The organism is Mangrovimicrobium sediminis, from assembly GCF_004745945.1.
Taxonomy (GTDB): domain Bacteria; phylum Pseudomonadota; class Gammaproteobacteria; order Pseudomonadales; family Halieaceae; genus Mangrovimicrobium; species Mangrovimicrobium sediminis.
In genome coordinates, this window is sequence record NZ_SRLE01000016.1 from 98,254 (window position 1) to 121,129 (window position 22,876).

General features: G+C 66.8%; 22 protein-coding genes. 13 read left to right on the forward strand and 9 right to left on the reverse strand.

The genetic code is table 11. The annotated features are described in order from the left end of the window. Positions 1–2: 2 nt before the first annotated feature. Entirely contained in the window at positions 3–1,154 is a 1,152-nt protein-coding gene (locus E4634_RS19920) for a WD40/YVTN/BNR-like repeat-containing protein (RefSeq protein WP_135446435.1), read from the reverse strand. A gap of 1,007 nt (positions 1,155–2,161) precedes the next feature. Between E4634_RS19920 and E4634_RS19925 the strand changes: the two genes are divergently transcribed. The 4 genes from E4634_RS19925 (at position 2,162) to E4634_RS19940 (ending at position 5,193) form a co-directional block, all read left to right on the forward strand. Further along, complete coding sequence (locus E4634_RS19925) at positions 2,162–2,761, forward strand: TetR/AcrR family transcriptional regulator (protein WP_135446436.1); 600 nt, start codon at positions 2,162–2,164, stop codon at positions 2,759–2,761. Between the two features lie 20 nt (positions 2,762–2,781). Beyond that, a complete protein-coding gene (locus E4634_RS19930) occupies positions 2,782–3,213 on the forward strand; it encodes a nuclear transport factor 2 family protein (RefSeq protein WP_135446437.1) in 432 nt (143 codons plus the stop codon). Continuing rightward, positions 3,206–4,279 (forward strand): Gfo/Idh/MocA family protein, encoded by a 1,074-nt coding sequence (locus E4634_RS19935; RefSeq protein ID WP_135446438.1) that lies wholly within the window; start codon positions 3,206–3,208, stop codon positions 4,277–4,279. Before E4634_RS19930 ends, E4634_RS19935 begins: the two co-directional genes overlap by 8 nt. Positions 4,280–4,434: 155 nt before the next feature. Continuing rightward, a complete protein-coding gene (locus E4634_RS19940; protein ID WP_135446439.1) occupies positions 4,435–5,193 on the forward strand; it encodes an esterase/lipase family protein in 759 nt (252 codons plus the stop codon). Here the strand turns inward: E4634_RS19940 and E4634_RS19945 are convergent. From E4634_RS19945 to E4634_RS19975, 7 genes are all read right to left on the reverse strand, one after another. Further along, positions 5,190–6,419 carry an LssY C-terminal domain-containing protein gene (locus tag E4634_RS19945; RefSeq protein ID WP_135446440.1) on the reverse strand — a complete coding sequence of 410 codons (1,230 nt, stop codon included), beginning with the start codon at positions 6,417–6,419 and terminating at the stop codon, positions 5,190–5,192. The genes E4634_RS19940 and E4634_RS19945 overlap by 4 nt on opposite strands. Continuing rightward, positions 6,416–7,693, reverse strand: coding sequence for a hypothetical protein (locus tag E4634_RS19950; protein ID WP_135446441.1), 1,278 nt, complete (start codon positions 7,691–7,693; stop codon positions 6,416–6,418). The genes E4634_RS19945 and E4634_RS19950 overlap by 4 nt, the downstream gene beginning before the upstream one ends. A gap of 56 nt (positions 7,694–7,749) precedes the next feature. Next, positions 7,750–9,318 (reverse strand): phospholipase D-like domain-containing protein, encoded by a 1,569-nt coding sequence (locus E4634_RS19955; protein WP_135446442.1) that lies wholly within the window; start codon positions 9,316–9,318, stop codon positions 7,750–7,752. 104 nt (positions 9,319–9,422) lie between these two features. Beyond that, positions 9,423–9,956, reverse strand: a complete 534-nt coding sequence (locus E4634_RS19960) for a hypothetical protein (RefSeq protein ID WP_135446443.1) — start codon at positions 9,954–9,956, stop codon at positions 9,423–9,425. 171 nt (positions 9,957–10,127) lie between these two features. Further along, a complete protein-coding gene (locus tag E4634_RS19965) occupies positions 10,128–10,844 on the reverse strand; it encodes a 2OG-Fe(II) oxygenase (protein ID WP_135446444.1) in 717 nt (238 codons plus the stop codon). After that, a complete protein-coding gene (locus E4634_RS19970; RefSeq protein ID WP_135446445.1) occupies positions 10,841–11,752 on the reverse strand; it encodes a glycosyltransferase family protein in 912 nt (303 codons plus the stop codon). Before E4634_RS19970 ends, E4634_RS19965 begins: the two co-directional genes overlap by 4 nt. Before the next feature lie 22 nt (positions 11,753–11,774). Then, positions 11,775–12,698: a sulfotransferase domain-containing protein gene (locus E4634_RS19975; protein ID WP_135446446.1), complete on the reverse strand. Its 924-nt coding sequence runs from the start codon at positions 12,696–12,698 to the stop codon at positions 11,775–11,777. 418 nt (positions 12,699–13,116) lie between these two features. On the opposite strand from E4634_RS19975, the gene E4634_RS19980 reads away from it, so the two are divergent. The 5 genes from E4634_RS19980 (at position 13,117) to E4634_RS20000 (ending at position 18,308) form a co-directional block, all read left to right on the forward strand. Then, on the forward strand, positions 13,117–14,073 hold the full coding sequence (locus tag E4634_RS19980) for a BamA/TamA family outer membrane protein (RefSeq protein ID WP_135446447.1): 957 nt from the start codon (positions 13,117–13,119) through the stop codon (positions 14,071–14,073). A gap of 205 nt (positions 14,074–14,278) precedes the next feature. Then, complete coding sequence (locus E4634_RS19985) at positions 14,279–15,421, forward strand: ABC transporter ATP-binding protein (RefSeq protein WP_135446448.1); 1,143 nt, start codon at positions 14,279–14,281, stop codon at positions 15,419–15,421. Next, entirely contained in the window at positions 15,418–16,332 is a 915-nt protein-coding gene (locus tag E4634_RS19990) for an ABC transporter permease subunit (RefSeq protein ID WP_240725256.1), read from the forward strand. The genes E4634_RS19985 and E4634_RS19990 overlap by 4 nt, the downstream gene beginning before the upstream one ends. Continuing rightward, positions 16,325–17,170, forward strand: coding sequence for an ABC transporter permease subunit (locus E4634_RS19995; protein ID WP_206046964.1), 846 nt, complete (start codon positions 16,325–16,327; stop codon positions 17,168–17,170). Before E4634_RS19990 ends, E4634_RS19995 begins: the two co-directional genes overlap by 8 nt. A gap of 40 nt (positions 17,171–17,210) precedes the next feature. Further along, entirely contained in the window at positions 17,211–18,308 is a 1,098-nt protein-coding gene (locus E4634_RS20000) for an extracellular solute-binding protein (protein WP_276606638.1), read from the forward strand. On the opposite strand, the gene E4634_RS20005 is transcribed toward E4634_RS20000, so the two are convergent. Continuing rightward, a complete protein-coding gene (locus tag E4634_RS20005) occupies positions 18,309–19,598 on the reverse strand; it encodes a sigma-54 interaction domain-containing protein (RefSeq protein ID WP_135446449.1) in 1,290 nt (429 codons plus the stop codon). A 199-nt stretch (positions 19,599–19,797) separates the two neighbouring features. Here E4634_RS20005 and E4634_RS21560 point away from each other — a divergent pair, with 199 nt between their 5' ends. The 4 genes from E4634_RS21560 to cydX are packed head-to-tail and all read left to right on the forward strand — an operon-like array spanning position 19,798 to position 22,813. Next, on the forward strand, positions 19,798–19,965 hold the full coding sequence (locus E4634_RS21560) for a hypothetical protein (protein ID WP_167855005.1): 168 nt from the start codon (positions 19,798–19,800) through the stop codon (positions 19,963–19,965). Further along, a complete protein-coding gene (locus E4634_RS20010; RefSeq protein WP_135446450.1) occupies positions 19,962–21,545 on the forward strand; it encodes a cytochrome ubiquinol oxidase subunit I in 1,584 nt (527 codons plus the stop codon). The genes E4634_RS21560 and E4634_RS20010 overlap by 4 nt, the downstream gene beginning before the upstream one ends. Next, complete coding sequence (gene cydB, locus E4634_RS20015; protein WP_135446451.1) at positions 21,538–22,677, forward strand: cytochrome d ubiquinol oxidase subunit II; 1,140 nt, start codon at positions 21,538–21,540, stop codon at positions 22,675–22,677. Before E4634_RS20010 ends, cydB begins: the two co-directional genes overlap by 8 nt. A 13-nt stretch (positions 22,678–22,690) precedes the next feature. Continuing rightward, the gene (gene cydX / locus E4634_RS20020) at positions 22,691–22,813 is read left to right on the forward strand and encodes a cytochrome bd-I oxidase subunit CydX (RefSeq protein ID WP_135446452.1); all 123 of its coding nucleotides are present in this window, start codon (positions 22,691–22,693) and stop codon (positions 22,811–22,813) included. Positions 22,814–22,876 lie beyond the last annotated feature (63 nt).

Here is a 22,876-nt window from a genome sequence, read left to right on the forward strand (position 1 = left end):
CCCTACTCCCCCGCGCGCGGCGCGACGGCCAGCGCCTCGCTGCCGCCATCGCCGGTGACGAACAGGCGGCCATCGGTGGCGGCCACGCCGGTCAGCCCGCGCCGTCCCGGCGCTGCCAGCTCACGAAAGCTATCGCCGTCGTCGCGGCTGAGCACCGCGGCACTGTCCTGGCCGACAAAAACCAGCGCGCCCTCTTCAGTCGCCGCGGCGCCGAACAGGCTGGCGCGGGTGCGGCTTTCCAGTTCCTGCCAGTCATCGCCGCCATCGGTGCTGCGGTATATGGTGCCGCGCAGCCCGTAGGCGAACACGCTGTCCGTCGCCGGGTTGGTGAGCACGCCGAAGAAACTGCCCTCGTAACCGGTTTCCAGCGCCTGCCACGATTCGCCGCCGTTGGTGCCGCGGAACACGTAGCCCCACTCGGAGGCCAGATAAATCCTGCCGCGGCTGTCCCCGGTCACGCCGTTGAAGTGCAGCTCGTCCGGGTTCTCCACCTTCCAGCCCCAATCCTCCCAGTGCCGGCCGCCGTTGCGCGTACGCAGCAATGTGCCGAAAGCCCCCGCCGCCCAGCCGCGCTCGCGGTCGGCGAACCACACGGCCATCAGCGGTGGCGGGAACACCGGCTCGCGCATCAACTCGCGGGCCACATCCAGTTCGTACTCGGCTTCTTCCAATGCCTCCAGTTTGTCCTGCGCTGCCTCGCCGGCCTGTTGAGCAAGCTCGGCGCGCAGGGTCTGCACGGTTTCGCGCGCACGCGCCAGGCGCTCTTCGTTGATGCGTGCCTGATCGCTCACGCCGTCGCGCTGCAATTCCCAGTGCACACCGCCGTCCTCGCTGACCAGGATATTGCCGTCGTGCCCCACGGCCCAGCCGCGGCGAGCGTCGGCAAACCACAGGCGGGTGAGCATGACGGAAGTCGGCACTTTGGCCTGCACCCAGCTGGCGCCCTGGTCGTCGGAATATAGGATGTGCCCGCGCTCGCCCACAGCGACCAGGCGCTCGCCGGCGCTGGCGATATCCAGCAGCAGCGAGTGTGCGGCGCCGGGGGTGAGCAGCGCGTAGTCCGCTGCTGCGGCGTATTGTGGCAACGCAAGGCTGACGCCGAGCGCGAGGACGGCGATCAACGGCCGAATGCTGTGGCCGAATGGCTTCGACATGGAACTTTTTGCCTCCACACCAGAATTTATTAGAGCTATTTGCGCTGGTGACTTTCGGGGCTGGGGCCCTTCGAGGTCATACTCTCAGCATAGACGTGACGGTGCTATGCGTCAGGTCAATTCCTGGTGGATTGGCTTGTACTTTGGTCGGGGGCTGGGCGGCTGTTTGTCTTGGTTGGGCTGGGTGGCTGTTTGTCTCGGTGAGGCTGGACGGCCGCCGCGAGTGTGGCAGGCCCCCGTCGCTCCAAAAGCACAGTCGCGGCGGGGGCCTGCCACACTCGCGGCTGCCTCTTACCGGTGATACCCGAGCGGTGATCGCCTGCCGAGTCCGGGGGCGGCGAGGGTTGCCGGGAGACCCGCGGGCGGAGCGCTCTCAAGATCGCGCCCCTCCGGGGTGCCCTCGGTTGGTCGGGAGCCTTAAAGCGCTTCGCTGTCTCCCTCCACGCCCTCGGCGCGTCTTTTGCGAGCGCTCCACCCGCCCGTCTCCCGGCACTTGCAGCTCGAACCTCCGAGTTCCTTGACTCGCGCAATGCGAGGGCCGGCAGCGGGGGTGTTGGCCGCGGAAATCACGTCTGGCGCCGAGGGCGTGGAGGGAGACAGCGAAGCGCTTTAAGGCTCCCGACCAACTGAGGGCACCGCGGAGCGGCGTCGGACTGGAGCGGCCAACGCCCGCGCTGCCGGTCCGTCCCTCGCGAATGGAGCGCATAGCAATCGACTAGCTGGAACATTGTCTCAGGACCGGGAGTGTCCGCCCTTCCAGGGTGAGTGAGCTTTTCGAACCCTGGAAGGGCGGACACTCCCGGCCGCGAACCAAACACCACAGCACCCCAGTCGACTTTATTGATAGTAATTGCTATCTTGAGCCCAGAAACCCGGAGACGCACCTCTTGTCCGCACGCAATAACCCACCAGGCAAAGCCGCAAAAGCCAAACCCGGCAAGCCAGCCCGAAGCAAGACGGAGGCAGCTGCCGCCCCACGCCGACGCAGGCGTTCGCCGCAGGAAATCATGGCGCGCCTGCTGGAATCCGCGCAGGAGGAGTTCAGCCGGGCCGGGTATGACGGGGCGACCACCGCGGCGATCGCGCGGCGGGCGGAAATTACCGAGGCGCAGTTGTTCCGGTATTTCGAGTCCAAGGCCGCGCTGTTCCGGGCCGCCGTGTTCGAGCCGCTGAACGAGCGCTTCGCCGCGTTCAATGCGCGGCAGCTCAGCAGCGGGGAACCCGCCGAGGACATGCGCGCCGGGGCCGAGCAGTACATCGGCGAGCTGCAGCAGTTCATTCGCGACAACGCGCCGCTGCTGCAGGCGCTTCTCGTTGCCGAGGCGACGTCTGCCGGGGATATCCAGAGCCTGAGCGACATCGACGCGCTGGGCGGCTACTTCGATATCGGCGCCGCGGTCATGAAGCGGCGCATCGACGGCCGAGCGCGCGTCGCGCCGGAGCTGATGGTGCGCGTGTCCTTCGCCGCGGTGCTGGCCAACGTGCTGTTCCGCGACTGGCTGTTCCCCGCCGGCATGGCCAGCGATGCGCGCTTCAACGCCGCGGTAGTGGACTTCATCCTCGACGGCATCAACGCCAACCCGACGGCAGGCAATCCACAAGAATAACCCGCTTCACGGAGAACCCCATGGACACAGCGCCCCTGCACCAACTCGCCCGCAACTTCTTCGCCGCGGTGGGTCGCGGCCACCTGCCGGAAGACCTGGTTACACCGGACATGACCGCCTGGGTGCTGTCCAGCGGCGACTCGGACCTGGCGCGCTTCAATGGCGGCATCGCCCTGCTCGCGGCGCTGGTGGAGCCGGGCAAGCTGGTCTACGAGATTCAGAGCATCACCGCGGAGGAAGACCGCGTGGTCGCCGAGGTCAGCTCCGACTGGCCGCTGGTCAACGGCCAGCACGCGCGCAACGACCACGTGTTCGCGTTTCGCGTGCGCGACGGGCGCATCGCCCATGTCGCCGAATACATGGATACACGGGTGACCCGCGAGATCATCGGCCCGGCGATCCAGGTGCTGGCACAGCAGCTGGCGGCGCAAAAGGATTCGGCCGGTGACTGAGTCCGGCGGCGGGCCGCGGGTTATCATCGCCGGCAGCGGCCACGGCTGCCGGGTGCACCTGCCGGCCCTGCGCGAGACCGGCTTCGAGGTAGTGGGGCTGCTGGGTACCGATGCCGGGCGCACCGCGCGACGCGCCGAGCGCCACGGCATCCCCGCCGCGTTCACGGACATCGACGCGGCGATTCGGGCTACCGGCGCCAAGGCAGTCACCGTGGCCAGCCTGCCCAACAGCCACGCGGAGGTGGTGCGCGGCGCCCTGCGCCACGGCTGCCACGTGGTCTGCGAAAAACCCTTCACCCGCGACGCGGCCGAGGCGCGCGAACTGTTCGATGCCGCGCATCAGGCGGGCGTGGTGCATTTCATGGGCAACCAGTTGCGCGCCATGCCGGACCGCCGCGCCGGCGCGCGGGCTATCGCCGAAGGTTTGATCGGCGAGCCGCGCTACCTGAGCTTCCTGCAGCACGCGGACCTGCTTGCGGATACCGACCGGCCCTGGCCCGACTGGTGGTTTGACAGCGACGCCGGCGGCGGCTGGCTGGGCGCCTCGGGCTCGCACATGATCGATCACGTGCGCGACTGGCTCGGCGAGTTCGATGTACTGAGCGCAGCACTGCCACTGGTGGCGGATCGTAAGTCAGTGGCGGAAGACTCCTTCACCGTGCGTTTTCGCCTGGCCAGCGGCGTGCAGGGCATGATCACCCAGACCGCCGCCGACTGGGGGCCGATGACCTCGGTGACCAAAGTGGTCGGCTCCCACGGCACGCTGTGGCTGGAAAACGGTACGGCCTGGCTGGCTGACAGGGACGGCGTGCGCCAGCTGCCGGTACCCGAGGAAGACCGCCTGGTGCCGATGCAGCCCAGCGAGGACCCGCGCCAGCGCTACCTGCACGTGGAACTGCCGCCGACGCTGAAACTGTTCGCGGCCTGGCATGCGGCCATCGAGGGCCGCAGCGGCGACCACCCCTTCGCCACCTTTGCCGACGGCCTGGCCGCTATGCAGGTGATCGACGCGGTGCGCGCCTCCGCCCGCGCGGACGGTGCCAGCGTCGCGGTGCAGCGCGGATAGCGACGGCACACAGAGCTACTTTGACGAGCCGCCGCGCTGGCGAGGCGCCGGTTGCGGAGCGCTTAACAACGCTGCCAGCACGCGCATCGCAACACGGACAGCACACCCAACGCAAAAGCTGACACGGGCTGTTCGCCCGGGTTAACCTCCCTGCCATGCGTCGCCTCGTTCTCTTCCTGACTCTCTGGCTGGCCCCCGCCGCCAGCGCCGCGCCCCTCGCCGGGGGCGAGTGCGTGATCCTGTTGCACGGGCTGTGGCGCACCGAGCTGTCGATGCTGGCGGTCGCCTGGCGGCTCGAGGACGCGGGCTATACGGTGGCCAACATCACCTACCCGTCCCTCACCCACCCCATCGAGGAACTCGCCGAAATGGCGGTCGGCGAGGGGCTGGCCGAGTGCCACGGGCAGTCATTGCAGCGCATTCACTTCGTCACCCACTCCCTCGGCGGCATCCTGCTGCGCCAGTACCTCGCGGAGCACGAGATTGCGGGGCTGGAGCGGGCGGTGATGCTCGGCCCGCCCAACCAGGGCAGCCAGCTCGCCGAGTACCTGTATTCGCTGGATATACTGCAGCCGCTGCAACCGGTGCCGGTGGGACAGCTCGGCACCGGGGAGAACTCGGTGCCGCTGCAACTCGGCCCGGTGGAATTCGAGGTTGGCGTGATCGCCGGCAACATCAGCCGCCGGCCGCCGCTGCCGGGCTTTCCCGACGAGGCCAGTGACGGCACGGTCTCCGTGGAGGAGACCCGCGTTGCCGGCATGGTGGATTTCATCGAGATGGGCGCCACCCACACGCTGATCATGTGGAACACAGGCGTACTGGACCAGGTCGTCCACTTCCTGCAAAACGGCCAGTTCGACCACCGGCCGATGGCGCCGGCACCGCAACCACGGCGCGGTCCGCGCCGCTACTAGTCCCCCACCTGCCCGGTGTGCCAGGGCGAAAGGTCCACCACTTCCACCGCATCCAGTGCCGTCGGCGTACCCGAGAGCCACATCACCAGGCGCCGGCCATCGGTGAAATACGGGTCGCCGGTCAGGTTGCCGCGCGGTGCGTTGTAGTCGGCGGCGCCGACCCCGCCCACGTAACCGAAGCGCAGCAGGGCCTGCGAGTAGGCGAGATCCTCGAGCAGGAACTCGCGGGTCTCGTCCACGTCCGGATCGATCTTGTGGGTGGTGATGGTGCGGGTGGTGAAGCGCACGCCGATGTCGCGGCTGATCTGGCCGATCCACACCGGCTGGCCCTCGTACACTAGCGGCGTCAGCCACAGGCGCAGGTGATTGCGCTCGTGGATGCTGCTGCGCGCGCGTTGCAGGGCGATGTCCTGGGCGCGGTCGAACACGTACAGGGCGCTCACCGGCGAGTAACGGTAGCGCCCGCCGGTCAGCGCGGAGCCGGCGGTCTTCAGCAGGCTGCTGGCGTAGATGGTCTCGGTCTCGTCCCAGCCGGCGCGCATGAAGGCGTAGAAGAGGTCCTCGACCTCGCCGACCAGCACCAGGTTGAGCGGGTCGCCGCGGTCCTCGCCGTCGGCGTCGCGCACGCAGCAGGGCATGCCCTCCAGGGCCGCCACCAGTTCCGGCAGCGCCAGTTCGCGAATCTCCTCCGCCGCGTACAGCGCTTCGCGGTCGAAATCGTGGTGGTCCAGGCGCAGCCCGGGTACCGGCACGAAAAAGCTCATCTGCGCCACCGCACTGTCGCTGAGCACGTCGACATTGAACGACTTGGTGCCCTCGTCTACCCGGGTGAACACGTAGCCGGCGCGGCGGCTGTGCGGCAGCACCTCGACCCGGCGCACCGCCGCGCTCTCCACCAGGCTGGCGACATCGGAGCGGCCGACACTGCGCACGCGCTGCAGCGCCTCGCGCGGCGCGTAGTAGGCCGCGTCGATACCCATGGGGGTGAGGAAAACCGGCTCCTCGCCATCGTTGGTCACGCTCACCCACACCGGCTGGATGTTTTGCGCGTAGAGGTCGGCACCGAAAATCGCCTGTGCCTCGGCTGCGCTGGGCACCGCCACACTCACCGATACAGCGCCCTCGCTGCGCGTCTGCAGGCGGTCGTTGGGGGGCGGTACGTCGGCGGCACCACCCGCGGCGACGCTCCACCACAGGAGCGCGGCCAGCCACCAGCGGTGTTTCATCGCGCCTCCCCCGTGCCCGGCAGCGCCAGGTCACCGTACAGCAGGTGCACGCCGTCCAGCGGCACCGGCGTTTCCGACAGCTTCAACACGTGGCGGAAGCCGTCGCTGAAATAGCCGATACCGTCAAAGGTAAGTGCCGGCTCTGCCTCGCTGGAATAGCCCACACCGCCCACCACGCCGAAGCCCGAGAGCGACTGGTTGTACCAGAAGTTCTGCAGCAGGAAGCGCTGGGCGGCGTCGATGTCCGCGGCCACGCTCTCGCGAATATAACGCGAGAGAAATGCCGAGTTGCGCAGCGTCTCGTTACTGGCGATACCGCGCAGCAGGCTCTCCTCGAACTCCCGGTAGTACACCTGCCCGATCCATGCCGGCTCGCCGTCCACGGTCCAGGGCGCGAGCCACAGGTGCAGGTTGAGCATCTCGTTCCCATCCGCCCGTTCGAGGTAAAAGATGGCGTCCGGGCCACGCTCCTCGAAGAGATGCCTGCGCGCGCTGGCCAGCAGCGTCCCGCCCGCCCTGGTCTCCTGCCAGCCGCCACGCAACAGGGCCCGGCGCAGGGCCAGCGAGGAACCGATCATGGCCACGTTCAGCGGGCCGCCGTTGTCGCCGGCCTGCGGGCCGCTGGCGCAGCAGGACAGCTCGGTTTCCAGGAACCTGCGCAGGCCGGCAAGGTCGAGATCGCGCATGCGCTCGGGCGGGTACAGGCTGGCGAAGTCCACGGTGGTGTAGTCCGCGGTGAAGCCCGGCATGGGCACGAAGAAGGTGAAGCTGTGGCCGCCGCTGGCACTGAACACGTCCACGTTGAAACCCTTGGTACCACGCTGCCGGCGGGTGAACACGAAACCCGCGCGTTGCTCGCCCGGCGGCACGCCGCGCGGCAGGCCGTGCTGGTGGAACCAGCGCTGCATGTCCGCGTAGCCCTGGCTGCTGTAGGGGCCGCGGTTCATGTAGGCAACCTCGATCGGCGAGTAGTACTCCGCGTCGATGCTGCGCAGGGCGATGCGCAACGGTTTGTCGCCGCGGTTTTCCACCACCAGCCACACCGGCTGGATGTCCTGGTCGTACAGGTCGATGCCGGTCAGGGCCTCGGTCTCGGCGGCGTCCGGCACCGCGGCGGTGATCGCCACGCCGGGCTGCTCCTGGGTGAGTGCGCGGGCGAGGAAAGGCGCGGCGGCGGGGTCGCTGGCCTTGAAGCTGTGCACGCCGCAGCCGGTCAGTATCGCCAGCAGGGCCAGCAGCAAGCCGCGCGGCAGTGCGAACGGTATCAGGCGCAACGCTGCGGGCGCGGTCGACAATGAAGGGCAAGTGGCCATGCGCGGTGTGTCGATGGTCAGTACTGGTCCCTGGGGCCGAGTTTCATGATCACGTTCATCACCCGCTGCATACCGTCGCGGGCGGGTTGTGAGTCGCGGATCTCCTCGCTGTTTTGCCAACGCAGGTCGCCATCGTCATCGAGGGTGACATGCCAGGCGTTGTCCCCGGACATATCGCGCTCGATTACCGCCGCCATGTCCGCGGCCAGCGCCGGCGAATCGACGATGGCACCCATCTCGGTATTGATCTTCGCCGAGCGCGGGTCGAGGTTCATGGAGCCGACGAACACGTAGCGGCGGTCGACCACCGCGGTCTTGCTGTGCAGGCCGGTGAACTGCGCCTGCACCGGCGCCACGTCCACCACGGTGGACTGGATCGCCGGGTCCGACCGCATCTCGTAGAGGTCGACCCCGGCCGCGATCAGGTCGTCGCGCCAGGGTTCGTAGTGGCTGTTCACCGCGGGCACGTCGTGGGAGGCCAGCGAATTGGTGAGTATGCGGACATTCACGCCGCGCTCATCGAGTGCGCGCATGAAGTCCACCGCCTTCTGCGCGGGGATGATATAGGCGTTCATCACCAGCAGTTCGCTCTGCGCGCGGTCGAACAGGTTGAACATGCTGGAGATCAGCTGCTGGTCGATAGCGTCTTGCGCGGTGGCGTCGTAGATCAGCTCGCTGGTGCCGATGCGCAACGCGGCGGCCTGCTCGCGCAGTTCGCGCGACCAGTCGCGCGGCTGGCGCGGGAACTGCTCCAGCTGCGGCGCGCTGGCGGTGCTGTCCTGGATCGCCCGCCACTGCTGCGCGGCCAGCGCCGGGTCAGCCTGTGCGCTGAGGTTCTGCGCCGACACCACCCACTCGCTGTTCCAGAAACTGTCGAACATGCCGCCGGCCTGCTCGGCGATATGGCCCAGGCCGAACAGGTCGGTGTCGTGGAAGTTGTAGGTCTCGTGCAGGCCGAAGTAGTGGTCGCCGATATTGCGCCCGCCGATCACCACCGCGCGGCCGTCGACGATCATCAGCTTGTCGTGCATGCGCGTGTTGAGACGTTCCATCTCCGCCAGCATCTGGCCCACCCGGTGCGCCAGGCTGCTGCGCTCGCTCCACGGGTTGAAGATGCGGAACTCGATATTCGGCTGCGCCTCGAGGTTGGCGATCAGGTCGTCGTGGCCCTGTAGCAGAAGGTCATCGACAATCAGCCGCACCTTGACCCCGCGCCGGGCGGCGAGCACCGCGCGCTCCAGGATCAGCTTGCCGCTCACGTCCGGGTACCAGAGGTAGGTCTGGATATCCAGCGAGGACACCGCGGAGTCGATCAGGGCCAGGCGCCAGTAGAGGCTGGAACGGCTGTCGTCGAGGATGCGAAAGCCCGACGCCTGCGCGCCGTGCTCGTCCTGCAGGGCCTGTCCCAGCTCCGCGAGCAGGCCGCTCTCGGCCGGCGGCAGCGCGTAACTGGGTGGCATCTGCACGATCTCGTCCTGCAGGCTGTGGCTGGAGCAGCCACCGAGCAGGGCAAACAGCATGAGGAAACAGGTAAACGCCGACACTCGCAGTGACGGCAGCGTGACGGGGGGCAGGGCTGGGGACATCCACTGGCTCCGTTTTTAGCGGGCGTTATCGGGCAAAACCGTAACAGGTACTCACTTAATAGCAGAGAGCGCCTGCCACTGCCAGTGGTGCGCCGGGCGGCGCGTCAGTGTTCCGCGCCGGATTCCGGCGCCGGCGCAGCCGGCGCGGCGGAAGCCGCAACCAGCCGGCCGATCACGCCGATACCGAGAATCACCAGCGCCCCGCCGCCCAGGGCCACCGCCGCCCAGGTCAGCGGCGCCGGCGACAGCGTCGCGTCGCGGGCGGCCAGGCCGCTGACCAGGTAGAACAGGAAGGCGTAGTTGTTAAACAGTACCGGCAGTACCTCGCCGAGGGCGACGATGGCGTAGACCACCAGGCAGATAAACAGCAGCTTGGCGGTGAACAGTCCCAGGGTCGGCGCGGCAAGCTGCACGAAGTGGACGGTGGCCACGTAGCAGGCGACGCCGACCAGCGCGCCCACCAGCAGGTGCGGGGCACGCTGGCGGTTCATGTGCGCTTCGAAGAACAGGATCATCACCATGAACGCAGGCCAGGCGGGCAGGTGAAAATAGTGCAGCGCCAGTTCCAGCACCACGATGAGAACCAGTAGGTAGAGGCCGAAAACCAGCCGCGCTTTGCTGATAGAGGGTGTCGCCATGCTGCCATGCTCCGCGTATTGGAATTATGTCGCCAGCCGGCGGCGCACTGCCGCCGGCTATGGCGCGGATAAAGCGGAACCAGCATCGCCGGGCGGGCGATGCCGGGCAATCACTAAAACAATCGTTTGCAATGACCAAAGCGGCCCGGGGCGTGCACCCCGGGGCGGGGATCAGAAGCGCTGCACCTGCTTGCCGACGATGCGGTCGCGCACCTTCCAGAACAGGTTGTCGGGGTTGACCACGACAATGAAGATGCGCCGCATGTGGTCCTCGGGACAGCTGATCGGCCGCACCGCGTGCCAGGCGTGGTCGGTGCGCAGCATCAGCGAGCTGAAGTTGCCGATGGAGTCGCACTCGTGCACCGCGTCGAACTGGTCGTAGTCCGGCGCCGAGTTGTAGTCCAGCCGGCCGCCGTCGTCGAGCACCAGGGTGGAGCCGCCCCAGGCCGGGTCCCACTCCTCGGCGGAATTGAAATAGAACAGGTGGGAGCCGTGCTCGCGGCGCGCATCGCAGTGGGGCGATACGTCACAGCCGGTGGGCGTGTAGTGCCAGTGGAAGCGGAACTCGGCCTTTTTCGCGCCGAGCAGGCGCTCGATCTCGTGGCGGTAGTCGTCCGAGCACAGCTCGTCGATGAATGCCTTCCAGGGCGCCGGTACCGGTGTCTCCGGGGTGTACTCCAGGGAGTAGCGGTCGTGGGGCGCCTGGCCGGCGCGGCGCTCGTAGCCGAACTTTTTCTCGAACAGGTCGAGCCCGGGCATGTTGTCGAGCAGCTCGCGAAAGCCCTCGGCGGTGAGCACGCCCTCGGTGTTGAAGTAGGGGTAGGGCTTTATCGCGAGGAAGTCCTCGCGGCGCAGCTTGCGCAGCTTGTCGATATCGATGTATTTCACGCGGCCTGTGCCTCCAGCGGCGGGGTGCGCGCGAGAACCTCGAAGGCGTCGTGGCGCACGTGGTTGCGACTGATTTCCTCGCGCACCAGTTCCTCGCTGACCTGGCCGGAATCCAGGCACTCGCGCAGCAGGCCGAAGAAGAACTGCTCCTGGGCCGGGTCCGGGTGCGGGTGGTAGTGACCGAGCAGGCCGTACTCGCCGAACATCTTCGCCCGCAGGCGGTTGAGCGAGGCCAGCAACGGCTTGTCCTTGAACTTGTCCGCCGGGGTGTAATCCACCGGCAGGCCGGTCTTCCACGGCTGGGTGCGGCGCTTGGTGTTGTGCAGCAGTCGGGTGTCGGCGTCGAGGTGGTCGAAATCGTTCCAGCGCTCCTCGAGGTAGCCGATGTTGGCCGGGTCCTCGTAGGCCAGCACCATCCACTCCTTGTAGTCCTTCTCGAAGGCGAACAGCTCGCCGAACTGCGCCTCGGCATCCCAGTGGGACAGGCGCGCACAGTCCATGAGCATCACGCTGGTGGCGACCTGGTAGGCCTTGCCGTCCTTGCCGGAGCGGTGGCGACCCATGACCGCGGCGCCGCCCATGTCGCGGTCCAGCAGTTCACAGATGTCGCCGGCGGCGAACACGTCCGGGTCGGTGACCACGGCGCGGCCGCTGTAGTTCATGAGCTGCGGCGGGGTGAAGCGCAGCGGGGTGAAGGATTGCAGGTCGTCCATGCGCCACACACGGGTGGTGCCTCCGCGCAGGAATTCCTGGCCTTCGCGGGCGGCCAACCAGGGGTGGTCGCGGGTGTGGATGAAGCGGATATCGAAGCTGTCCGGGTCGCTGGCATTGCGGCGGAAGGAATGCGCCGCCACCAGTGCGCCCAACCACTGGCGCTCGTTGGTATGGATGAAGACGACCTTTTCCATCGTCACGACTCCTGGTCCATGGTCAGGACTCCTGCTGCTCCGCACGGGTATAGCCGAAGGCCGGCATGAGGCGCGAGTCTACCATCGCGGTCAGTTCGGCAACCTGATCGTCGTCAAAATAATCCATGTACCCACCCACCTTGGCCTTGCGCACCTTGTAGGTGTTGGGGTCGTTGACGTCCTTGGCCTGCACCCGGCTGCCGCTGCGCCAGAAGTAGTTCTCCTGCTCTTTCTTGCGCAGGTTCTCCACCGAGGCGAACTCGGCGGTGTCGCGCAGGTATTCCGGGTTCGGCTCCATGCCGAGGAAAGTGACGATGCGCGCCATCTCGGTCTCCGGGCTGGCGCGCAGGTCCTCGTAGCGCACCACCAGCAGGTCTTTGATCTTCGGCAGCTCGCGCGCCCAGGCATTCATGAAGTCGATAATGTGGCCCAGGCCCTGCCCCTCGTGCTTGACGAAGTCGTACACCGAGATGTCCGCGTCGTGCTCGGGGTAGTTGTTCATCGACTTCTTCTCCGGGCGCATGCGGTACTTCCACTGGTGGAACTGGGAGACCGCCACGTCGATCGGGTTGCGCACCAGCAGCACGGTTTTCTTGTCGTAGAAATCCGCCTTGGAATCGACATTGCCGGTGTAGCGGCGCAGGTAGTTGTCGTGGGTGAAGAAAATGCGCGGGATATCGCTGTTGAGCTTCGTGTAGTTATCGAAGCCCATGAGGATGTTGTCCGGCAGCTTGTACACCAGCTGGTAGTAGCGCGAGATCATCACCCGCACCCAGGTGCGCCCGCTCTTGCCATAGGAGGCGAAGATGTACTGGCAGCGCTGGTACTTCCAGTACTCCTCGCGGCCGCGGCGCCAGCGCTCGAGCTGGTGGGCTTTCTCCTCGGGGAGGAATATGCAGATAAAACGCACCAACCACTTGGTCAGGCGCTTGATAATCATGTGCATGGGCGTTCCCCAATCCGGGATTTCGTGGCAGCGGCGAACTGTAGCGGATGAGGGGTGCTTTCTCAATATCCCGGTATTTTTAACGGTTTAGACCTTCCCGGCGCGCCAGCGGCGCCCGCTTTCGCCTTCCGCCGCGGAAGCGACTAGATTTAATCGGGCGGGTGCGCGACACGACAGGGCAAGTTGGCCCGGGAGGGAGCGCCATCGGCGACCCGCAAGCGCCGCAACGGGAGTCGCCAGGACCATGGATTTACACGGATCACGGCTGAGGCCGACACTACGAGCTCGCGCACCCCAAGCTGGGGCGCGTGCCCTTGCGGTTCCGGCCTGCCTGCTGCTGGCCAGCGCCCTTACACTGCCGGCCCGCGCGCAGGACACCGCCGACGCCGCCGAAGAACCCGCCAGGACCAGCCCCTGGATGTTCGCCCCGCTGGTCAGCAGCAACCCCAAGCTGGGCACCTCCGGCGGCGCACTGGGCGCCTACATCGCGGACCTGGGTCGCGATGCCCCGCCCTCCATGTTCGGCGTGATGGGCACCTACAGCACCACCGACTCTTTCGTCTACGGCGCTTTCGGGCGGGCCTTCCTCGGCGAGGACCAGCACCGCATCCAGATGTTCGCCGGCGGCGGCAAGGCCAACAACGACTACCAGGACTTCCTCGGCAGCGGCCTGCCGGTGCAGACCACCGACGACTTCAAGGGCTACTACGCCAGTTACCTGTACCGGGTGGCGCCGTCCTGGTTCCTCGGCGGCCAGGCCTTCATCAACAACTACGCCATGCTCGGCGCCAACGACCTGGCCAACAGCATCATCGACATCCTCGACCTCGGCGGCTTCAACTCCAACGCCCTGGGCCTGCGCGCGGAGTACGATTCGCGCGACAACACCCAGTCCCCCGCCAGCGGCCGCCACCTGATTTTCTCGCAGCTGGCCTACCGCGAGGCGCTGGGCGGCAATGTCAGTTTCGACGTGTACAACCTGAAGTGGCGCAACTACTTCGGCCACGGCGAGGGTTCGGTCTTCGCCCAGCAGTTCGAGGCGCGCTACACCCACGATGCCCCCAACAGCGGCTACTCCACCCTGCGCTTTCGCGGCTATATCCCCGGCGAGCTGCGCGCCCCCAACGTGATCAGCTGGGAGGGCGAGGAGCGCTACTACCTGGCCGAACGCTGGCGCCTGGCCGCCTTCGCCGGCGTCGGCTGCCTGCACGACGACCTCAACGACTGCACCGACTCCGGCAACCTCTACGCCTCCGGCGGGGTCGGCGTGCATTTCGTGCTGCGACCGAAGGAGAAGATGGTCGTGCGCCTGGACTACGCCCGCGGCGAGGGCGGCAGCGAGGCGTTCTACATGAAGTTCGGGCAGGAATTCTGACCCCGCCACACAGCGAACTCACCCGCCCTGCAAGCCGCACGCACGCCCCGCGCAATGCGGTCCTATTACCACTTTAGGGGCACTGCTCAGGGGCACCCTTTTGTTGTTAGTATTAACGTTTGTCGGCACCCGCCCCGCGCCCCGACGCCGTCATTTCCACCGCCTGACAGGGGCGCCCGCAGTGCGCCAAAGGAGTTCCGGACCAATGCCCAACGACGTTGCTGTCGAGCACAGCGACTCCGTGACCCCACGCGTCAAACTCGCGATCCGCCGCGTCACCAAGGACTACGACGGTTTCAAGGCGGTCGACGACGTCAGCCTGGAAATCCGCCAGGGCGAGATCTTCGCCCTGCTCGGCGCCTCCGGCTGCGGCAAATCCACCCTGTTGCGTATGCTGGCGGGCTTCGAGACCCCCACCGAGGGCGAGATCTACCTCGACGGCACGCTGATCAACCGCATGCCGGCCCACGAGCGGCCGATCAACATGATGTTCCAGTCCTATGCGCTGTTCCCGCACATGAGCGTGGAGCAGAACATCGCCTTCGGCCTGAAATACGACCGCCTGGCCAAGCCCGCCATCCGCGACAAGGTGCAGGAAGTGCTGGGCCTGGTACGCATGACCGACTACGCCAAACGCAAGCCGCACCAGCTCTCCGGCGGGCAGCAGCAGCGCGTGGCGCTGGCGCGCAGCCTGGCCAAGGAGCCCAAACTGCTGCTGCTCGACGAGCCGATGGGCGCGCTGGACAAGAAACTGCGCACCCAGATGCAGCTGGAGATCGTCGACATCATCGAGGAGGTCGGCGTGACCTGCGTGATGGTCACCCACGACCAGGAGGAGGCCATGACCATGGCCTCGCGCGTGGGCATCATGGACGCCGGCGTGATCCGCCAGGTGGGCCCGCCCCACGAGGTCTACGAGCAGCCCAACTGCCGCATGACCGCCGAGTTCATCGGTTCGGTGAACATCTTCGAGGGCACCCTGGCGGTGGACGAGGCGGACCACGTGGAAATCGCCTCCCCCGCCCTGGCCCTGCCCCTGCGCATCGGCCACGGTATCACCGGCAGCCTGGGCATGGCCCTGGCGGTGGCGGTGCGCCCGGAGAAGATCCGCGTCTCGCGCGAGGCGCCGGCACAGCCGCACAACGCGGCCCGGGGCAAGGTGGTGGACATCGCCTACCTCGGCAGCCACTCGATCCTGCACATCGCCCTGCCCGGCGACAAGGTGGTCATCGCCTCGGTGGCCAACACCGACCGCAGCGTGGCCGGTGACGACGCCGAGCGCTTTACCTGGAACGACGAGGTACACATCAGCTGGAGCGAGCACGCCGGCGTGGTGCTGACCTCGTGAGCGTTCTGTCCGCTCAGGCACTGATGGGCTGGGGCCGGCGGCTGGTCACGGCCACCCCCTACCTGTGGCTGCTGCTGTTCTTCCTGGCGCCGTTCATCATCGTCATCAAGATCAGCTTCGCCGAGACCCTGATCGCGCAGCCGCCGTTCAGCGACCTGGCCCAGTACGTCGACGACGTGCTGACCATCAACCTGAACCTGTTCAACTACATCGACCTGTACGAGTACGACCTGTACCTGACCGGCTACCTCAGCTCACTGAAGATCGCCGCGATCGCCACCGGCATCTGCCTGCTGGTCGGCTACCCGGTGGCCTACGCCATCTCGCGCCTGCCCGAGCACTCGCGCAACCTGGCGCTGATGCTGGTGATCCTGCCGTCGTGGACCTCGTTCCTGATCCGCATCTACGCCTGGATCGGCCTGCTCAAGGAGAACGGGCTGATCAACAACGCGCTGGTCGGCATCGGCATCATCGACGAGCCGCTGGTGCTGCTGCACACCCCTTTCGCGGTGTACCTGGGTATCGTCTACGCCTACCTGCCGTTCATGATCCTGCCCATCTACACCAACCTGGTGAAGCACGACCACCGCCTGCTGGAGGCGGCGGCGGACCTAGGCGCCTCGCCGGTGGGGGCATTCTTCAAGATCACCTTGCCGCTGTCCGTGGGCGGCATCATCGCCGGTTCGATGCTGGTCTTCATTCCCGCGGTGGGCGAGTTCGTGATCCCGGAACTGCTCGGTGGGCCGGACACCCTGATGATCGGCAAGCTGCTGTGGAACGAGTTCTTCAACGCGCGCAACTGGCCCGGCGCCTCCGCCGTGGCGGTGGTCATGCTGGTGCTGCTGATCGTGCCGATCACCATCTTCCAGCGCTACCAGGCGCGGGAAATGGAGGAGGCGCAACGTGGCTAGCGCGAGCGGGCAGACCGGCTGGCTCGGCCGCCTGGCGCTGGCCGCCGGCTTCACCTTCCTCTATGCGCCGATCCTGGTGCTGATGATCTACTCGTTCAACGAGTCGCGCCTGGTGACGGTGTGGTCCGGCTTCTCCACCAAGTGGTACGGCGAGCTGCTGAACAACGAGCAGATGCTCGGCGCCGCCTGGACCAGCCTGCGCATCGCCGCCATGAGCGCCACCACCGCGCTGCTGCTGGGCACCCTGGCCTCGGTGGCCCTGGTGCGCTTTGGCCGCTTCCGCGGCAAGACCCTGTTTACCGGCATGATGACAGCGCCGCTGGTGATGCCCGAGGTGATCACCGGCCTGTCCCTGCTGCTGCTGTTCGTGACCCTGGCGCAGTCGGTGGGCTGGCCCGCCGAGCGCGGCATGACCACCATCTGGATCGCCCACACCACCTTCGGCATGGCCTACGTGGCGGTGGTGGTCTCGGCGCGCCTGCGCGAGTTCGACCGCTCGCTGGAAGAGGCGGCGATGGACCTGGGCGCCAACCGCCTGGGCGTCTTCTTCCGCGTCACCCTGCCGATCATCTCGCCAGCGCTGTTCTCCGGCTGGCTGCTGGCCTTTACGCTGTCCCTGGACGACCTGGTGATCGCCAGTTTCGTCGCCGGCCCCGGCTCCACCACCCTGCCGATGGTGGTGTTCTCCAGCGTGCGCCTGGGGGTCAGCCCGGAGGTGAACGCGCTGGCGACCATTCTCGTCGGCCTGGTGGCGACGGTCTCCCTGCTCGGCTGGTGGGTGATGCGCCGCCGCGAACTGCAGCGGCAGCTAGACATGCGCCGCGCCCAGGCCCAGTAACCCTATTCCTATCACTCCTCGACACTGCGGAGGAAACACCGTGAAAACCCTGGCAAAACTCGCAATGGCGGCGGCCGTCGCCCTGGTACCGGCACTGGCCGGCGCCCAGGACAAGACGCTCAACGTCTACAACTGGTCCGACTACATCGCCGAGGACACCCTGGCCAACTTCGAGGCCGCCACCGGCATCAAGGTCACCTACGACGTGTTCGACTCCAACGAGGTACTGGAGGCCAAGCTGCTCTCCGGCCGCACCGGCTACGACGTGGTGGTGCCCACCTCCACCTTCCTCGCCCGGCAGATCCAGGCCGGCGTGTTCCAGAAGCTGGACATGAGCAAACTGCCCAACCACGGCAACCTCGACCCCAACCTGCTGGCGAAGCTGTCCTCGCTGGACCCGGACAACGCTTACGCGGTGCCCTACCTGTGGGGCACCACCGGCATCGGCATCAACGTGAAGAAGGTGAAGGAGCGCCTGGGCGAGGACTTCCCGCTGGATTCCTGGGACATGGTGTTCAAGCCGGAGAACGCGGCCAAGCTGGCGGACTGCGGCATCACCATGCTCGACGCCTACGACGAGATCACCCCCACCGTGCTCAACTACCTGGGCGAGGACCCGAAATCGCTGGATACCGGGCTGATCCAGGGCAAGGTGGCGGACACGCTGAAGGCGATCCGTCCCTACGTGCGCTACTTCCACTCCTCCCAGTACATCAACGACCTGGCCAACGGCGACGTGTGCCTGTCCGTGGGCTGGTCCGGCGACATCTCCCAGGCCAAGACCCGCGCCGAGGAAGCTGGCAACGGCGTGGAGGTGATGTACATCATTCCGAAGGAGGGTGCCGGCCTGTGGACCGACATGCTGGCCATTCCCAAGGACGCCATGCACGTGGACAACGCCCACGCCTTCCTCAACTACCTGATGCAGCCCGAGGTGATGGCCGGCGTGACCAACTACGTGTGGTACCCGAACGCGGTGACCGCCTCCAAGCCGCTGGTCGACGCGGCCATCAGCGGCGACCCGTCGATCTATCCCCCGGAAGAAGTCGCCGCCAAGCTGTACACCTTCCCGGTGTACACGCCCAAGGCCGACCGCGCCGGCAGCCGCATGTGGACGGCGCTCAAGGCCGGGCGCTGATCAGCGCCCGGTGGTATCGGCCAGCTTGCGGTAGAGGGTGCGCTCGGATATCCCCAGCCGGCTGGCCAGTTCCGCGGTAGAGCCGGCGAACTGCCGGCTCACGCGCTGCAGGTAGCGGCGCTCCGCCTCCTTCAGGCTGACAATCTCCTCATCCCCGGTGGCTGCGGCTGCCGGTTCCGCCTGCGCCGCCAGTGGCGGCAGGTGGCCCGGCTCAATGCGCTCGTCATCCGCCATCAGGCAGGCGCGCTGTAACAGGTTGCGCAGCTCGCGCACATTGCCGGGAAAGTCATAGCCGGAGAGCTTTGCCAGCGCCGCGGGCGTCAGGCGCTTGTCCGGGCTTTGCTGGCGCACGAACAGGTCGCACAGCAGGGGCAGGTCGCCGATGCGCTCGCGCAGCGCCGGCAGGTGAATCGGGAAGGCGGCGAGACGGAAGTACAGGTCCTGGCGGAATTCCCCCGCCTCCACCAGCTGCGGCAGGTTCTTGTGCGAGGCGCTGACCAGGCGGAAGTTCGCCCGCCGCGTCTCCACCGAGCCGACCGCGCGGTAGGTGCCGGTCTCCAGCAGGCGCAGCAGTTTCACCTGCTGCTGTAGGGGGATGTCGCCGATCTCGTCGAGGAACAGGGTGCCGCCGTGGGCGGCGTCCACCAGCCCGGGCTTGTCGCGGTTGGCGCCGGTGAAGGCGCCCTTGCTGTAGCCGAACAACTCGCTCTCGAACAGGCTCTCGTTGAGGCCGGTGCACTCGACCACCACGAAGGGCTGGTCGCGGCGCTCGCTGGCATCGTGGATGGCCCGCGCCACCAGTTCCTTGCCGGTGCCGGACTCGCCCTGCAGCAGCACGCTCACATCAGTGGGGGCGACGCGGTTGATCAGCTCCAGCATGGCGCGAAACGGCGCCGACTGGCCGCACAGGGTATCCGCGCGCGGCTCGTGGCTGGCGTGATCCACGCCCTGCAGGGTCTCGCGGTAGCCCAGCAGACGGCCGTCCGTTGCATACACAGGTTCCATGGTGATGTCGCAGTAGCGTGCCCCGTTGCGCGTGTGGTGCACATGGAGCACGCGCTGTGCCAACCCGGTCTCCGCCACCCGCTGCAGCGGGCAGGCCTCGCCGTTCTCGTGACAGGGTGAGGTGTAGCCGTGGGTGATCTCGAAACAGCGACTGCGGCCGATTTCGACGCTTTTCACTGCATTTTCGCGGTAGGCGCGGTTGCAGGCGAGCAGCCGGTAGTCGCTGCCGATCAGGACCGTGGGCAGGTCGCTGTCGTCCGCTTCGAGCTGTTCAATCTCTCTCATTCCCGCCACTTATGACAGCCATCGTCCGACAAATATGGCACAGAGTCCACCAAATAACCACAAATTTCTTACAGGATTGTAAAAATAGCCAATCTAATCAGTCAGTTAATCCACTGACATTATTGGCACTGCGGTTGCAATGCAGTTGCCAGGAGGACGCCGGGCGGCGTCCCGCACAACCCGACGGGGGGCCCAGGCCATGACCGGAAAACCCAGGACGCGCTACGCCCGCGAGATCACCGCAGTGCTTGTGTTCAAGCTGCTGGCGATCTTCGCCCTGCACTCGCTGTACTTCGGCGAGCGCGCGCCGCACGACCCCGGCGCCTGGCTGGCGCCCGCCCCGCAAGCGCAAGAGGACCTGCAATGATCGATTCCGCCGCGGTGGAGCTGTCGCGACTGCAATTCGCGCTCACCGCCATGTACCACTTCCTGTTCGTGCCGCTGACCCTCGGCCTGTCCTTCATGCTGGCGATCATGGAGTCGGTGTACGTGCTGACCAACAAGCCCGTGTACAAGGACATGGTGAAGTTCTGGGGCAAGTTGTTCGGCATCAACTTCGCCCTCGGCGTGACCACCGGCATCACCATGGAATTCCAGTTCGGCACCAACTGGAGCTACTACTCCCACTACGTGGGCGACATCTTCGGCGCACCGCTGGCCATCGAGGGCCTGATGGCCTTCTTCCTGGAGTCCACGCTGATCGGCCTGTTCTTCTTCGGCTGGGACCGCCTGAGCAAGGTGCAGCACCTGTCCGTCACCTGGCTGGTGGCGCTGGGCTCCAACCTCAGCGCCCTGTGGATCCTGATCGCCAACGCCTGGATGCAGAACCCGGTGGGCGCCGAGTTCAACTACACCACCATGCGCATGGAACTGGCCAGCTTCGGCGAGGTGATCTTCAACCCGGTGGCCCAGGTGAAGTTCGTGCACACCGTGGCCTCGGGCTATGTCACCGGCGCGATGTTCGTGCTCGGTATTTCCTCCTGGTATTTACTCAAGGGTCGCGACGTCGCCTTCGCCCGGCGCAGCTTCGCCATCGCCGCGAGCTTCGGCCTGGCCTCCATCCTCTCGGTGATCGTGCTCGGCGACGAGAGCGGCTACGAGGTGGGCGACGTGCAGAAGACCAAGCTGGCCGCCATCGAGGCGGAGTGGGAGACCCAGGAACCGCCCGCCGCCTTTACCCTGTTCGGCTTCCCCGACGACGAGGCCGGGGAGACTCACTACGCGGTGAAAATCCCCTGGGCGCTGGGCCTGATCGCCACGCGCTCCCTGGACGAGCCGATCATCGGCATCCGCGATTTGAAGGAGCAGCACCGCGAGCGCATCGTCAACGGCATGCAGGCCTACAGCCTGCTGCAGGCCCTGCGCGGCGGCGACACCTCGCTGGAAACCGTGGCGGCCTTTGAGGCTACGCGCGAAGACCTCGGCTACGGCCTGCTGCTGAAGAAGTACACCGACGCGGTGGTCGATGCCACCCCGGCGCAGATAGACGCGGCGATGGAGGACTCCATCCCCAGGGTGGCGCCGCTGTTCTGGACCTTCCGCCTGATGGTCGGGCTGGGCTTCACCATGCTGGCGATCTTCCTCGCCGCATTCATCCAGTCCACCCGCCACCGCAGCGACGCCAACCCCTGGGTACTGCGCGCGGCGTTCATCGGCATTCCCATGCCCTGGATCGCCGCCGAGGCCGGCTGGGTGGTCGCCGAGTACGGCCGCCAGCCCTGGTCCATCGCCGAGGTGCTGCCCACCCACCTGTCCGCCTCGTCGATCAGCGCGGCGGAGGTCGGCGGCAGCCTCACCGCCATCGTGCTGTTCTACTCGGCGCTGCTGGTGATCGAGTTGTTCCTGATGTTCCGCTACGCCCGCCTGGGACCGTCTTCCCTGGGCCTGGGCCGCTACCACTTCGAACGCGACGGCGCACCCGCCGCCGGGGAGACCCGCCATGCTTGATTACGAAACCCTGAAACTGGTCTGGTGGCTGCTGGTCGGCGTGCTGCTCATCGGCTTCGCTATCACCGACGGCTTCGACATGGGCGTGGGCATGCTGCTCAAGGTGGTCGGCCGCAACGACATCGAGCGCCGCGTGCTGATCAACACCATCGCCCCGCACTGGGATGGCAACCAGGTCTGGTTCATCACCGCCGGCGGCGCCATCTTCGCCGCCTGGCCGCTGGTCTACGCGAGTGCTTTCAGTGGCCTGTACGCGGCCCTGGTGCTCACCCTGCTGGCCATGTTCCTGCGCCCGGTGGGCTTCGACTACCGCTCCAAGCTCGACAGCCCGGCCTGGCGCAGCCGCTGGGACTGGGCGCTGACCGTCGGCAGCGGCGTGCCCGCGCTGATCTTCGGCGTCGCCTTCGGCAACCTGCTGCAGGGCCTGCCGTTCAGCTTCGACGAGGTCATGCGGCCGCTCTACCACGGCAGCTTCTGGCAGTTGCTGAACCCCTTCGCCCTGGTCTGCGGCCTGCTCTCGGTGTGCCTGTTCCTCACCCAGGGCGCCAGCTGGCTGATGCTCAAGACCCGCGGCGAGCTGCTCTCGCGCAGCTCGCGGGCGACCCTGGCCGGCGCGCTTGGCGTACTGGCGTTGTTCGTCATCGCCGGCATCGCCCTGAACACCGGCATGCAGGGCTTTCGCGTGGCCAGCATGCCCGCGGGCGGCAGCGTGATGACACCGATGATGAAGAGCGTGGTGCGCGACAACCTCGCCTGGCGCGACAACTTCAGCGCCCTGCCCCTGCTGTGGGCGGTACCCGCTGCCGGCGCGGGCTGTGCGGCATTGGCAGCCCTGGCCGCCTGGCGCCGCTGGGGCGGACTGGCCTTCCTCGCCAGCAGCCTGATGCAGGCGGCGGTGATCGGCACTGCAGGCGTCGCCATGTTCCCCTTCGTCATGCCGTCGAGCTACGCGCCGGATCACAGCCTCACGGTGTTCGACGCCACCTCCAGCGAGCTGACCCTGACCATCATGTTCTGGGTGGCGATGATCTTCGTGCCGCTGGTTCTCGGCTACACCCTGTGGAGCTACCTGAAGATGTTCGGTCGCCTCGACGAGGACAGCATCCACGCCAACCCCCACGGCCTTTACTGAGGAGATTCCGACCATGTGGTACTTCACCTGGATCCTGGGCGTGCTGCTCGCCTGCAGCTTCGGCATCGTCAACGTACTGTGGCTGGAACAGACCGGCGACATGGACCGCGAGGACGTGCCGGCGCGCGACGACTGAGGGAGCCGGGGCAGGGCCGCGGACTTACCCTCTCCACCCCGGCCCTCGCCGCCCCTCTTCACC